This window comes from Halorubrum sp. SD612, assembly GCF_002135005.1.
In genome coordinates, this window is record NZ_NEWI01000089.1 from 1 (window position 1) to 12,233 (window position 12,233).

Below are 12,233 nucleotides of genomic sequence, written 5' to 3' on the forward strand. Positions count from 1 at the left end.
GCGGTCGTCGTCGGGAGCCCCTTGTCCTCGGCGTCGCTCACGTCGACGATCTCGGACTCGACCTGCGACTGGGTCGTCCACTCGTCGTCGCCGTCCTCGCGCCCGATCTCGTACCCGCAGGAGTCGCACACCCAGTGGTCCTCGCCCGCGCCGGATTTCATCATGGATCCGCACTCGTCGCAGAACTTCATGCCCGAACCTACCGCGGATCGTATATAAACGGCGGGATCGCAGACGGACGCCGGGTGGAGGCGTTGGCGAGCGCCGGGAAGAGTCGCGGGCGGACGCCGACCGGGCCGCCGGCGTCTCCCCCGTCATTCCACGTCGACGTGTTCGGCGAGCGCGAAGCGGACACGCTCCTCCTCGGGCCCCTTCGTCTCTCGACCGGTGACGACGACCTCGCCGATGTCGGACGTGTTCGCGACGTGCGTCCCCGCGCAGGCGGTGCGGTCGTACGGCTCGTCGCCCTCGTCCGCGCCAGCTATCTCGACGATCCGGAGCTCCTCGATCGAGTCGGGGAGGAGGTCGATCCGCGTCCGGTCGGTGTCGAGCGTCGCCTCCGCGGTCTCGCGGTCCATCATGTAGCTCGACACCGGTCGCGCGTCGGCGACGAGCTCGTTGAGCCGCGCCTCGATCCGGTCGAGGTCGTCGTCGGTGAACCGCTCGTAGGCCGCGTCGAGACGCGCCCGGTCGGCGTACAGCTGGTTCCCGGTCGTCTGCGCGTCGAACTCGTCGAGCAGCAGCGCCGACAGCAGGTGCTGTGCGGTGTGGTACCGCGAGTGCGCCACGCGGCGGTCGGCGTCGATCTCGCAGGTTACGTCGGTTCCCGGCTCCGGGAGCGCGGGTGCCTCGTCCGAACTACCAGCGTCTCCGGTCGGTTCGACCTCGTGGTGGACCGTGTCCGCCATCTCGGTGTCGACGACGCGCCATGGAGCGTCCCCGTCGCCGTCGGTCGCCCGGATCGTCCCGGTGTCATGCGGTTGCCCGCCGCCGGTCGGGTAGAAGTGGGTCCGGTCGAGGACGATCCGGGCCGGGTCCGAGAGGACGCGCTCGACGGTCGCCTCGAACGTCGTCACCGCGTCGTCCGCGAGGTAGAGTCGCTTGGTCACGGATACAGGAAAGGTCGCCGCCGAAATATATCCACGGCTCGCCGTGGCCGCTTCGGAACGCACCGGCCGGAAAGCCATCCCGCGGCGGCAGAGTTGGGCACCCTCATGTCTCTGAGCGGCCGTGTTGAATCGCCAGACAGCAGTGGGGTGAGCCGCTAAATAAAGGGGGGTTGAAATGGGAGAGTCCAGTTCGACCTTCACAGGGTACTGGGGCCTGATCCACACCAGTAGTTATCATACGCAATACTTTGACCGAAAGCTTATCAATTTCAGATTGACGACGTTTTCATAACATCCTGCCGGGGCACTTGATGCTGCTTCGTCGAGAATACCCATGACACCGCCCACCACACCTCGAAGACGGGAACGGGGGCAGTCGACCCTCATCGGGTTCGTCCTGTTGATCGGGATGATTGTCGTAGCAGCGTCGGTAACTCTCTACTTCGGAACGGCCATGATGGGCGATCTCAGGGGCGAAATTCAGGGGCAAGACGCGGAACAGACGATGCGGGAGATTGACTCCCGGCTGAGTGAGGTCGCGTTCAGCGACAACCTCGAACACACGCTCGCTTTCGACCCCAGCGAGGGGCAATCGGTACGCGTCGCCGACAACGCGGAGATGGTAATCGAACTCGACGGCGGCCCGAGCTGTACCCCGTTCGTGATTCCGATGGGATCGCTTCACTACGAGAGCGACGGTTACTCGACCGTCACCTATCAGGGCGGTGGGATCTGGAAAGGGACGCCGAGCGGCAACGAGATGATCTCACCCCCCGATATGGAGTACAAGGACGGAACGCTGACGTTTCCGTCTGTGAATATCAACGGCAGCGCCGGCGGACAGGTGGAGACGCTCCAGGCAACCAAGAACCTCGAATACTCTCGTGAACGGTCTCGCGAGTACTCTCAACTGATGGCGAACTGTTCGAACGCGTCGCAAATGACCGTTACCGTCGAGAGCCGCTACGCCGACGTGTGGGGCGAATACCTCGAAAGTGAAGTCTCGACGAATTCGACGTACGACCTCGACAACGCCGATCCCGACGACGACTCGGTGACGGTAACGATCTCCGAAGGCGTGGACTTCGGCGTCGGGGGGAATGAAAGCGAAATCAGCGTCTCGGAGAACGCGACTGTCTCGACGACGGTCCTGGGAACGGAGGTGTCCAGTCAGACACCCATCTGGTGGGGCGGTATGCGAAAATACTGGGCCCCGGTTACGATGGGAGTCGTAACCGACGACGAACAGATGCGGCCGTGGCCCGACGGACCGTACGATCCCGGTGACCCCGTCACCGCCGAACAGAACCTCAACGACCGAGAGACCCAGCTCTCCGAGTGGACTCACGAGTTCGAAGTCGAGGCGGGAGCGACAGTGTCGATCCGAGCGACGCAGTGGTCGTGTGCCGATTACGACTACGCTGGGGCGGACACGTACGACGGAACGACGTGGTATCACTACAACTGCGACGATCTCGGCTCGGTGAACCTCCGCACGGACGCGTCGGCGGGTGAGAACCCGGAGAACGTCAGAGTGCTCAAGAACGGCGACGAGATGCCGGTGATAGAGACGAGGTACCGGCAACGCAACGCCGAAGAAGTTCTCGGCCCACTGCTCAACGAGACGGGACACCTACAGCTAGAGGACAACCAAGTGGTGTTCCTCTTCGAGATCACTGACCCGGACGCCACGTGGGAGAGCGCGAAAGACGATATCGGCGATCCCAATTACAACGACGCGATCGCACTCTTGGAGATAGAGGACCAGGAGGGCAAGGAGGTCGCCGGCGGGTTCGAGATCAGACTGACGACGAACGAGGTCATCATCGAGACCGCCGACAAGTGAGTGAATCGCTCAGCCGATCGAAATCGAACCGCTCGTCTCGGACTTGACCGGGCCCTGCCGTCACGGGCCTGTTACGGCAAGAGCCCCACCGTCACCTTGGTCGTCCGAACGAATACGGTATCGGCCTCGCACGTGTAGCCCGCCGCCGTCTGGTTCCATCCCTCGCGTTCGGCGAACCACCCTTCCCAAGCTTTCTCGTGGCGTGACTCCTCGACCTGGATCGTTACGTTTTGGGCCACGTCGGCCTCGTTGACGACGGTCCCGTTTTCCCGCCTCGGATAGTATATTCCGGAATCCTGCTTCGCGACCGTGACCAGTACCGATCCGTCCACACTCGTCGATGTGACGTTACCGCGCGGATCGATCTCGACCAACGAGATGATCGCCTCCCCGTCTCGACACGTCACGGTCGGTGGGCGTGACACGAATCCGTAGCCGTCGTTCGTCCGTAGGACCGCCCCGTTCTCGTAGCTTATCTCGGTCTCGTCTTTCGTGTACGAGAGTGACCCGGTTCGGACGGTCTCCGCGAACGTCCCGTTATCGAGTCCAACAGACACGGTGAACCTCGCGGTACGGTCCAGCGATAGCGTGCCTCCCGAGAGTCGGAACTCGCCCGCCCGTGTCGGGGCGTTTCCCCGCTCGATGTCGTGAAAGTTCTCCGCGAGCACCGACATCGCGCGCTCGGTGTTGTGTATCTGTTCCTCCTGTTGTTGTTCGGTGATAGCGGCGAATCCGCCGGTGTACACGGCGCTGACAGCGAGTAGGATGAGTGAAAACGAGAGGACGAATCCGACCATATCGCTTACGGCGCGCTCGTTCGCAGTCATGGCTACACACGCTCCACGCGGACCGCGGTCCCGTTGTGAACGAGTCTGATCTCCCCTCCGAAGGCGGTCGACTCGACGGTGTCGATGTCGTCGCGGACGGGGATCACGACCGGGGCTTCGATCGCCCGCGATTCGAGCACGAGGCAGGCGTCCGACCGACAGTCTCCGTAATTCGATGTCAGTCGCACTCGGTAGCGCGAGTTCACGACCCGCTCGGGATGTGACGTCTCGACGGTCATCGTCGAGTTCGTCGGGTCGGCGACGCGGTCCAGTGCCGTGAGTTCGGTCCCGATCCGTTCTCCGATCGTCGTGAGTTCGCCCTCTACCGCCCGCTCACGCTGCGTCTCGACCGCGCCGCCCGCAGTGATCATAAGCCCGGCGATCAGCACGGAGGTAATCCCCATCGTGAGAACGTGTGTCAACGCGACCGAAACTCCCCGCCGGTCGCCGCGAAGCCGGTCTGTTACACCGATGCCTTTCATTCCGAATCACCACCGATCCGAACCGTTATCTGCGACTCCGCAGACACTTTGTCGCTCACGTATTCGACATCGACGACGGCAGTCGACAGCTCGCGGCTCACGTACGGCTGACCGTCACCCGGGTCGGTGTGGAAGTTCCCGGAATCGACGTCGCTGGCCTCGTCGACGAGGAGATGATACGCACCGTCGGACCGGTGACCGTTTTCAACGCGAAGGTCGTACGGGGCGTTCAGTCCTGGAGCGAACGCGAAGCGCTGGGTCCCGTTGATCGCTCCACCAGTGACGTTCACCCGAGTCGCGTTCCCCGAGACCGACTCACTGACCGTGGTTCCGTTGTCGTACGTGACGTCGACGCTGACGGTATTCGACGGGCCTTGGCTAACGTTGAGGCGCCAATCGCCGCCGTCTTCACCCCTGGCGATGAACGTCGTCGGCGTCGGGCTCCGCGGTTCTATGACGAGCTCGAACGGGGTGGATTCGTTGAACGTCGCGTCCTCCACGAGGGTCCAGTGGCTTTGGTTCGCCCGCGAGAGGACGGCTCGTGAGCGGTTGCGCTGCCGAAGAACCTCCCTTTCGAGTTCGGACGCGCTCTCGTTCAACGTCACATCAAGATACGCCGGCCGCCGGTCGACGATCTGCTCCGCCTTCCGATCGCTGTAAACGGTCAACGTCGCGTTCAACTCGTGGATGTCGACGTAGCCGTCTCGTTGTTCAAGCCGGTCGGTGAGGCGGTCGACATCCGTTCGAACGACTTCCAACTGTCGCTCTACTTCGTTCATCTCCCCGAGAGAATTTCCGGGATTGGTGTTTTGGGTGTAGATTGTAGAGTTCAGCACGACGACGAGTGCCAATAGGCTCGCTGCCATCACGACCGCCCCCACGAGCATCAGTTGACCGCGGTCGTCGAGTTTCGGGATCACCAGACGATCACCCGAACTTCGACCACGTTTACCAAGGTCGGGTCGTCGAGGTCCTCGGCGTAGAACTTCGAGACGTTCCCCCCGAGGGTACCGCCGGGACTGTGTGTCAACTCCATCCCGTCGTGAAGCGCTATCGAACGGGTCGCGGTGACCGCGTTTCGACCGGGAGTTCCTTGGACGAACAGCGGCTCCGTCTCCGTCGTCTTCCCCTGCGTCTGATAATCCAGATAGACGTTGTACCGATAGAACCGGGAAGTGAACGTCTCTTCGAGGAGAAGGCACAGCGTGAGTGGCTCGTCCGCTATCGTGTCGGGGCAGTCATCGCCGGGCTGGTACGCGGTCGGCCACCCCGATTGTCCGTCTTGGGAGTCCCAGTACAGTGCGGCTTCACGAAGCGCGTCCCGCTCGTGAGCGGTCGCGAGAACGTCGTCCGTCTGCGTCCCCAACTGTGCCATTGTGTCGCGATCGATCGTTCCGGCCGTTGTGGGGGTAATTACCACCGCAGTCGTCGCTAACAGTAGCGCCGTGAGGATCACGACTGCGGAAATAACGCCTTCGAGAGTGTACGCTTGCCCGCGATCCGCGTCGGACGGCGGTCGCCGTTTCGGCGGACCGGCTACCATAGTCGCACCTCGATACGACAGGTGGCCGTACAGGTGTGGTTCCCTACGTAGCCCGACTCCGGGACGACGACGCGTGTCGCAGCGGCCGTGGACTCGCCCTGATACGGTGGACCGACTGTATGTTGGACCGTCCCGTTTCCGTCGACGAGCGTCACGTTCACCTCACTCTGTTCGGCCGTCGGTATTCCGTCTAAGTTAGACTCGTTCGCGAAAAACGAGTCAGTGCCAGCGCCGTCGAGCACGTTCTTCGAGTCTGGTTGAGTGATCTCCGCGAGGACTTCGGCGGCGTACCTATCGGCCTGTGCGGTCTGTGAAGCGTCAACAGGCGCCGTAAACGGTGTGAAGAGAGTCGGGATGAATCCCACGACGAACGCAGTCGTGAGGAGAAATATCGACACCCCGATGACGTAGTCTTGGAGCGTCTGGCCGCGACTATCCGACGTGAGTCGCTTCGATTTGCGAGGTGGGGTCACTTCGAGTTACCTTACGATCGTTACGGAGGGTGTGTGCGTTCCGCGGGATGGTCGCTGGTGTTATACATCCGATTTCGGTCGGACAGAGGACCGACCTCGGAGAGAGTGGCTCTGTACGAGATAGGACATTAGCTAGTATTCGGACGGAGTCGATATATAAAAACCGCGTTTAAATTATTAATTCTAGTAAATTACAGACAACGCCCTCGGGGCGATCTCACATCTGCGAGAAGTTTGTGGAGACCCGAGTAGAGGATGCATTTCCCGTTGTGACCGTCCCATCGGTAAATGTCGGTACCCCGTCGGGAGGCGTGTTAAATTGCCATACAGCAGCGAGGTAGAGCACTAACTCAGAGGGGCTGAAGCGCGAGACTCTTGTCACTTACCACCCAAATTTCCCGCTTCATCGAGGAGGTTGTGTCGGTTGTTCGAAGAGTTCCCGGCGATAGAGGCGAATCTACCCCCCTCCCCTCCCCAGGATGGTGGCGGTCAATTCGTTGACTACGTACTTGCTTTCCTCCGTTGTCTCCAGATTCATCCCGATGCGTCGTACCGCATGACGATCGACTCGCCCAAGGAGATGGTATAAATGGCTGAGGAGGTCGGCCGCTTCGAGGCCGATCCCCCCGCGCCGTCTTCGTTCTCCGACATCCCGACGACGAAGTCGAGGACCGTCTGCGCGCGGTCACCCGACATAGATCCACACCCCCAGCGCCAGCGTCATCAGGACCACGGCGTACTTGACGCCGGAGACGAGCTCCGCGTCGCGGATGTAGCCGCTGATGAACCCCGAGAGGATGGCCTGGATCGTCACCGCGTGGAAGAAGAGCATCGAGAGCACGTCCGGGTCGACGCCGCCGCCGCCACCGAACCCCGCCCCGCCGGCGCTCCCGCCGCCGTCGCTCTGGGAGACCAGATCGCCCATCACGTCGATGAACTGGGTCTGGAGAATGGCCATCACGCCGAGCAGGGTGATGTACGTCATCACGATGATCGCCACCTGCATCCGGGTGCGCGACTTGCGCTCGCGCTCGATGTCGTCCTGGTTCTCCGAGGCCTGCGCGGCCGTCGTCAGCACGTCCGTGATCTGCGAGGAGGCCTCCTGCGCCTCGGCGATCAGCTTCACCGTCCGGGCGAGCCGGGGCACCGCGTACGAGTTGTTGAACTCCACTAAGGCGTCGCGCAGGCTCATGCCGTAGTTCACCTTCGCGTGGATCACCTCGAACTCCTCCGCGAGCTTCCCGGTCGACGTGTCCGAGACCGTGCGCACGGATTCGAGCAGCGTCTGCCCGGTGTCGTTCGCGGAAGAGAGCTTCCGGAGCGTCTCCGAGAGCTTCCCGGTCACCGCCCGCCGCGAGCGCTGGTGCCACTCGTAGAATACCCCGAGCGGGATCATCACGACGTAGGCGGGCACGTAGAGCCAGACGAACGCCGACCACACCGGCCGGGCGATCCAACCGTCGACCGTCGTCGGCGCCGAGCCGGCGGCGACCGCGACGCCGACCAATGCGAGCGCCGCCGGCACGGTCAACGCGAGGGTGTACAGCGGGTTCTCGCGCAGAAAGATGTGCGGCGCCGAGAGGATCTCCCTCGTCTTGTGGGTCCCCTCGCGGTCGCGAATGCGGTCGAAGACCCCGAAACTCCCGACGAACGACTCCACGAGCCCGAAGTGGAGCAGCCCCTCCCGACTCGTCTGCCGGAGCCGCTCGCTCCCGCCGTCGGGCTGGAGGTAACCGTCGCCCGGGTCGTCCTGTTTCACCGTCGAGACCAAGACGAGGAAGCCGACGCCGACGAGCGGGATGAGCAGGTACACCGTGACGTACAGGAGCCGGTCGTCGGCCTCGCCCATCATCCCCATGATGACGAGGATGATGATGAGGAGGAGCGGGAACAGGGAGAGCGTCATGTACATCTCGCCGAACAGCTCCAGTGTCTCTAAGGTCATCTCGCGCTCCTGTTTCGACGTGCGGAGGTGTTTCTCCTTTTTGTCCTTCAGGAAGCCCTCCATGTCGCCGCCGGAGTTGACGATAGAGAGCATGTCGGCGAGGAACTGCGAGAGCTCGTCGGAGGGGGTCTCCAGCGACTGCTGGCGGATCGCGTTTCGGTAGTCGGTCCCGAAGTACTCCGTCTCGTTGACGATGCTCTGGAACTCGCGGGACACCTCCCCGTAGGTGTCCTCGGCGGTCGCCATCGCGCGGAGGATCTCGAGCTGGTTGAGCCCGCCGACCGATAGCGCGTACATGAACGACACCGAATCCGCGAGCAGGAGGTTGATCTCGCGCTTCCGCGAGGAGGCCCGCGAGTACGGGACCGCGACGAGTCCCCCGAATCCCACCGCGAAGCCGATCGAGCCGAAGACGAGCCCGCTGAGAAGCACGGCCGTCGGCACGACAAGTGAGCGCAGCGTCGCCTGAACGCCCGGCGTCGGCGCGGGGATCCCGAGCGAGAGCGCCTCCGGATCGATCAGCCCGAGCGAGAACACGCCGTAGCCGACCAGCGTGCCGAGCGCCCAGAGCGCCCCGCCGACGAGGAGGCCGACGGCCAGCGCCAGCGAGACGTACATCTCGACCTGGTCCGGCATCCGCGCCTCCGCCAGCTTGCGCTCCACGTCCGCGACGAAGTCGCCGTCGGCGTCGAACAGCAGCTCGAATATCGGGTAACACAGCTCTGCGAGCACGTTCGCGTCCACGCCGCCGTCGCCCGCGTCCACGTCGAGGCTCACGGCTCGGCCCTCGCGACGGACACGGCGCTACCCCTCCTCCGCGGGCTCGACGGCGCCGAACCCCCAGTCGTCGATGTCGTCGGTCGCCGCGCCGTCGGCGTCGTCGGCCGAGGCGCTCTCCGCGTCGTCGGACTCCGACTCACGGTCATCGGAGTCCGCCTCGCCGCCGGAACCGACCGCGCCGCCGTCGGCCTCCGCGTCGGCGGTCTCGTCCGTTTCGGGGTCGGCGGCGCTGAACCCCTCGCCCACGTCGGTCGACGCGTCCCCCTCGGACCGCGCCGACGGGGCCGAGAGTACGTCGACCCCGTCATCGAACGGCTCGCCGAAGTCGATGTCCCCCGGCGCGCCGGAGCCGTCGTCGGCGGGAGCGGCGCTCGCTTCTGGAGTCCGTTCGAAATCGGCGTGACTCGGGTCGGTAGGCGGCTCCGGCGAGGAGTCGGCGGCGGGGTCGGGGTCCGTCTCCACGGGATCGCTTCGGCCCGAGTCCGAGCCGCTCGGCGCTCCGTCGGCCGCGGTCGCCTCCGTGGCCGCCTCGGCGAGCGCCTCGCGGTCGCCCGTCGACTCTGCCTCGATGTCGCGGGCGTGGTCCATCTCGAGGGGCGCGTCCGCGACGGAGTCCGGCACGTCGCCCCGATAGGTCTCGAACAGGTCCTCGGCGGCGTCGAGTATCTCCGCGGCCTCCCGTTCGCCGTCCGCGTCCGGCGTCGGCCGCGGGACGAGCGCTTCCTTCTCGCGGTCGACGTTGATCAGCACCGACTCCATCTCGCGGAGGTCCTCCAGCGACCGCTCCAGCTCGTCGTTGGCCATCAGCGCCAGCACGGTCTCCGGGTCGTTGATGAACGCCTGGAACGTGGCGGCCACCTGCGCGTAGCTGTTGAGTCCGCGGTCGATGAGGTACGCGAGGACGACGCGACGCTTCCGGAGCTCCTCGTTCAGCGTCTCGCGGCTCCACCCGCGGTCGAACATGATGTCTTCGAGGGTGTTCGAGTCGCCCATCTGGAGGAACTCGTCCGTCTCCGCCTGCCACTGGAACACGTCTTGGACGTTGATCTCGTCGTTCTCGGCGTCGTAGTGGTTGATCTCGGTGATCGACTTGTTCCGGCGCACCTTCTTCCCCTGAACGCGGGTGGAGGTCTGGATGGAGACCAGATCGAGGGCCGTGAACATCGTCTTCGAGACGTTGATCGGGTCGGTGGTGAACCGCTTGAGCACCTCGCCGACGGAGTCGGCGTGGAACGTGGTGTAGGTGGTGTGGCCGGTCGACATCACCTGGAAGGCGGTGCGACCCTCCTCGCCGCGGATCTCGCCCATCACGATGTAGTCGGGGCGCTGGCGGAGCGCAGCCTCCAGGAGGTCGAACTCGTCGATGTCGCCCTTGTCGTCGTCGGAGAAGGAGGGGCGCGTGACGGAGGCGATCCAGTTGCGCTGCGGGAGCTCCACCTCGCGGGTGTCCTCGATCGAGACGATCTTCGCGTTCGAGGGGATAAAGAGGGAGACGGCGTTCAGGCTCGTCGTCTTCCCGGACGCGGTGCCGCCCGCGAAGATCAGGCTCTTGTGGTTCTCGATCGAGAGCCACAGAAAGGCCATCTCGTCGAGCGAGAACGTCTTCCAGTTGATCAGGTCGATCGGTGTGAAGGGGACGTCGTTGAACTGGCGGATCGTGTAGTTGGTCCCGTGGTCCGAGACCTCGCGCCCGAGCGTGAGCTGGGCGCGCGAGCCGTCCGGGAGCGTGGCGTCCACCTGCGGCCGGCGCTTCGAGATCCCCTTCCCCGAGCGCTGCGCGAGCTTCACGACGAAGTCGTCCAGCTCGTCGGTGCCGTGGTGGACGTTGGTGATGATCTGCTCGTACTCGGAGTGGTAGACGAAGACGGGGGAGTCGTACCCGTCACAGGAGATGTCCTCGACGTTGATGTCGTACTTGATCGGGTCGATCCGCTCGTAGCCCACGAAGTCGCGTTTGAGGTAGTACAGTAACTTCTCGACCTGGTGGGCGGAGAGCGTCCGGGAGTCCTCCGCGAGCACCGCGGGCTCCGGGCGGGCGCTGATCTTCGGCGGGTCTGGCGCCTCCTCGACCGGTGGCTCGTACCCGAGCGACTCCGCGATCCGGCCGGCGATCCCCTCCGTGGGGTCGACGCCGAACCGGTCGACCAGCGTGTCCGCGATGCCGCGCTCGTCGCCCTCGTCCTCGTAGAGCCCGTAGCGGTCGAGCAACGACCGGGTCTCCTCGACTATCACCTCCTCGCGGAACGCCTCGTCGCCGCCCGCGATCGAATCGTCGGCGTACTTGATCGAGGTCCGGAGCTTGCCGGTGAGGAACTCGGTGAGGTCCGTCTCGATCTCCGTCCGGTACGGCTGGACGGCGTAGTACTTCGCCTCGTTCTCCTTCCGCGAGCGGAAGACGATGACGAACGAGTACGGCTTGTTCACCCAGTAGCGCTCCTCCTCGCGGAAGTGCGTCTTCTTCTGCATCGGCACCGCCTTCTCCAGGTCGTACCGGTTCGTCAGCGTGGTGCGGCCCTCGTCGGTCGAGAAGAACGCGTCCTCGTCGACCTCCGGGTTGACGTCGACGGTCCGCTCGTCGACGAGGTCGGCGAGGTCGGCCGCGGCGGTCCCGCCCGCGCCGAGCAGCTCTTCGGTGCGGTCCGGGTCGAAGCCGAGCGCCTCCGTCTTGTCCTCGTGGGTGAACGACAGCGGCACCGACTCTCCCTCCTCGTTCTCCTCGGTCGGCGGGTTCCCGTCCTCGTCGAGGAAGAACTCCTCGCGGTAGTCGTCCCACGTGTAGTACCCTTTCAACACGGGGACGGAGTAGGGGTCGTAACGGGCCGCGCACAGGTCCCAGAGGGCGTCGCCGACGGCGGCGGCGGCGCGGACGCGGTAGTCCGTCTCGCCCGGGTCGAACCCGAGGAGCGTCGCGGGGTCGAAGTCGGTCCGGTCCCACTCGTCCGGGGTCGGCGCGCGCGACGGGACCGGTTCCGCGTCAGCGCCGGCCGCGACGACGACGCCGGGGACGCCGCCCCGGCCGACGGGGTCGTCGAAGACCGTCTCCGGACCGGCGTCGACGGGGACGGCCCCCTCGACAGGTCCGTCGGAACTCGCAGACGCCTCGGAGTCGGCGGGCGCGTCGTCGTTCCCCGGCGCCGCCGCGTCGCGGTTCGGTTCCGCCTCGTCGTCCGCGGACTCGACCGCCTCCGCCGGCGCTGCCGGCCGCTCTCCGGTCGGCACGACGGCGGC

General features: G+C 64.7%; 10 protein-coding genes and 1 pseudogene. 1 reads left to right on the forward strand and 10 read right to left on the reverse strand.

The genetic code is table 11. The features are described from left to right. Both B9G38_RS10810 and B9G38_RS10815 read right to left on the reverse strand, forming a co-directional pair. Positions 1–191: pseudogene (locus B9G38_RS10810) on the reverse strand (transcription factor S); the annotation flags it as partial. A gap of 123 nt (positions 192–314) precedes the next feature. Continuing rightward, on the reverse strand, positions 315–1,109 hold the full coding sequence (locus B9G38_RS10815) for an alanyl-tRNA editing protein (protein ID WP_086220377.1): 795 nt from the start codon (positions 1,107–1,109) through the stop codon (positions 315–317). Positions 1,110–1,443: 334 nt separating this feature from the next. On the opposite strand from B9G38_RS10815, the gene B9G38_RS10820 reads away from it, so the two are divergent. Then, positions 1,444–2,955, forward strand: coding sequence for a hypothetical protein (locus B9G38_RS10820; protein WP_143415415.1), 1,512 nt, complete (start codon positions 1,444–1,446; stop codon positions 2,953–2,955). A gap of 71 nt (positions 2,956–3,026) precedes the next feature. Here the strand turns inward: B9G38_RS10820 and B9G38_RS10825 are convergent, their stop codons facing one another. From B9G38_RS10825 to B9G38_RS10850, 8 genes are all read right to left on the reverse strand, one after another. After that, on the reverse strand, positions 3,027–3,782 hold the full coding sequence (locus B9G38_RS10825; protein WP_129452384.1) for a hypothetical protein: 756 nt from the start codon (positions 3,780–3,782) through the stop codon (positions 3,027–3,029). 2 nt (positions 3,783–3,784) lie between these two features. Next, positions 3,785–4,204, reverse strand: coding sequence for a hypothetical protein (locus B9G38_RS10830; protein ID WP_198945676.1), 420 nt, complete (start codon positions 4,202–4,204; stop codon positions 3,785–3,787). Positions 4,205–4,260: 56 nt separating this feature from the next. Beyond that, the gene (locus B9G38_RS10835; protein ID WP_086216498.1) at positions 4,261–5,184 is read right to left on the reverse strand and encodes a hypothetical protein; all 924 of its coding nucleotides are present in this window, start codon (positions 5,182–5,184) and stop codon (positions 4,261–4,263) included. Further along, positions 5,181–5,807: a hypothetical protein gene (locus B9G38_RS10840; RefSeq protein WP_143415417.1), complete on the reverse strand. Its 627-nt coding sequence runs from the start codon at positions 5,805–5,807 to the stop codon at positions 5,181–5,183. Before B9G38_RS10840 ends, B9G38_RS10835 begins: the two co-directional genes overlap by 4 nt. Then, positions 5,801–6,172, reverse strand: coding sequence for a hypothetical protein (locus tag B9G38_RS17820; RefSeq protein ID WP_141212146.1), 372 nt, complete (start codon positions 6,170–6,172; stop codon positions 5,801–5,803). Before B9G38_RS17820 ends, B9G38_RS10840 begins: the two co-directional genes overlap by 7 nt. Before the next feature lie 642 nt (positions 6,173–6,814). After that, positions 6,815–6,976, reverse strand: coding sequence for a hypothetical protein (locus tag B9G38_RS18065; protein ID WP_155120022.1), 162 nt, complete (start codon positions 6,974–6,976; stop codon positions 6,815–6,817). Further along, the gene (locus B9G38_RS10845) at positions 6,966–9,002 is read right to left on the reverse strand and encodes a type II secretion system F family protein (protein WP_086220380.1); all 2,037 of its coding nucleotides are present in this window, start codon (positions 9,000–9,002) and stop codon (positions 6,966–6,968) included. The genes B9G38_RS18065 and B9G38_RS10845 overlap by 11 nt, the downstream gene beginning before the upstream one ends. Before the next feature lie 27 nt (positions 9,003–9,029). Continuing rightward, on the reverse strand, positions 9,030–12,233 hold a 3,204-nt coding region (locus tag B9G38_RS10850; RefSeq protein WP_233127194.1), incomplete at its 5' end, for an ATPase, T2SS/T4P/T4SS family.